Annotated in this window: 2 protein-coding genes; both read left to right on the top strand. The window is 48.6% G+C overall.

Annotated elements, in window-relative coordinates:
* Positions 1–380 precede the first annotated feature (380 nt).
* Positions 381–968: a sigma-70 family RNA polymerase sigma factor gene (locus B1728_RS35380; protein WP_079915111.1), complete on the top strand. Its 588-nt coding sequence runs from the start codon at positions 381–383 to the stop codon at positions 966–968.
* Positions 961–1,733: hypothetical protein (locus tag B1728_RS35375; RefSeq protein ID WP_144028113.1), on the top strand; the 773-nt coding region annotated here is incomplete at its 3' end. The genes B1728_RS35380 and B1728_RS35375, both read left to right, overlap by 8 nt.

The raw sequence follows: 1,733 nt of genomic DNA, 5'->3' as shown, positions 1-1,733 counted from the left end.
ATGGGATAGTACAATATCCTTATGATAGACCTCCCCAAGCTGACTGTAACGGAAAAAGATGCTGAACGATCGCGGAATCGGACCAGTCGAAGGCAACACCACCTACATGTGCAGCCTTCAACAACTGGTGAGTGCCCTGAGGGCCGACTTAGCCAGCGGTATATGGATCAAATCTTGAATCCGTGAAAAACAAATTAACGCCGTTATAGTGGATGCGGGTTTCCAGCGATTGCTGGTGCCCGCATATTTTTTCATGCTCTATAATAGTGACTTGAAGAAAAAAACGACCGCTGCTTGTTAAGGGATTTCATTAAGCGGCGTATTAACATACGTAACCGGCTTGCTTGGATGAAATAAAAGCAAAGGAAGGAGGAAAGCGAGTGGAGAGCGTCCGAGTAAACAAGGACATACTCAGGGAGCGAATGGACAAGCTCCGTGCTGCCGGAGAGGTCCTGTCAACCGAACAATTTTCCCGGATTTATGAACAGTACTTTAACCGCGTGTACAAGTATATTTACTACCGGATTCAGAATCAGCATGAGACGGAGGATGTTTGCAGCCAAGTGTTTGAACGGGTTATTGTCAATTACGGCAGCTTCTCGGAGGAAAAAGCCGTATTCGAGGTGTGGTTGTTCGCCATAGTACGGAATGCCGTCACCGATTACTTTCGCGCCCGGAAAAAGAGATTTCATTTCTCCTTGGACTCGATTACCGAGCTGATCTGGCCGAAGCCTTCTCCCGAGGAGCTAGCCATCCAGGTTGACGACCATCAGGCGCTGTTTCAAGCGCTTGCTAAGTTGCGCGACAAGGAACGCAACATCATCGCCATGAAGTTTGCCGCCGGTCTCAAAAACTCGGAGATTGCGGGACTCATGGGAGTAAGTGAATCCCAGATCGGTGTCATTGTCTACAGGAGCTTGAAGAAGCTGCATAAATTTTTAGGGACAGGGGGGTCGATGGATGAATAATAAACCAGACCTCAAACCATTCGAGGATGTGATCGATTTGCTTGAAAATACAAAGCTTGATAATCCATTGGCGAAAGAGCGGATTCACAGGCGCCTGGTACATAAGATCGAGACGCAAACCATTCCACCGAAAAATACGATGAGGGACGGGATAACAACGATGAATAGAACATGGAAAACGGCTACTGTGGCTGTTCTTGGTGTAGTGCTGATTGGCGGAGTGCTGTCTACAACCTCCTATGCCCAAGGTATGATGCAATCGATCTTGGCGAAGTTTCAAGTAGGCAATATGGACATCATTCAAGTCGATAAGGAGCTTCCGGCGTCTGCCAAAAATGCCTCCGCCCAGAAGCAAGGTTCCGAAACCGATAGAGTGGAGCTGCCGCCGCTGCCGACGATGACCGTGGACGAAGCCCGTACCGCCGTGGGAATGAACTTCCCGGCTCCATCCTGGATGGCTGACTTCAAGTATGTCAACACCGTCATTCACGGTAAGACGATGGTAGAGGTGCAATACGCGCAAGGCGAAAAATCCGTGAATTTCTTGATTTCGCAAGGCGGCAAGAACGGAATTGAAACGACCGGTGAAGTGAAAACGGAAATGATCGATGGGACCCAGCTGTATTTTGCAAATGGAATTGTTATCTGGGAGGACAAGGGATTTACGGTGGAGATGTATGCGATGGATGATTTCGATGCGGATACGCTGAAGAAAATCGTCAAGAGCTTCGGCGTTGGCAAGCCGTTGACGCAAGAGCAAATTAA

Origin of the sequence: Paenibacillus sp. 32352, assembly GCF_002042965.1 — a bacterium.
Classification (GTDB): Bacteria; Bacillota; Bacilli; order Paenibacillales; family NBRC-103111; genus Paenibacillus_S; species Paenibacillus_S vulneris.
The sequence above is the reverse complement of the archived record's forward strand: the minus strand, read 5'-3'. Positions and strand labels throughout refer to the sequence as shown.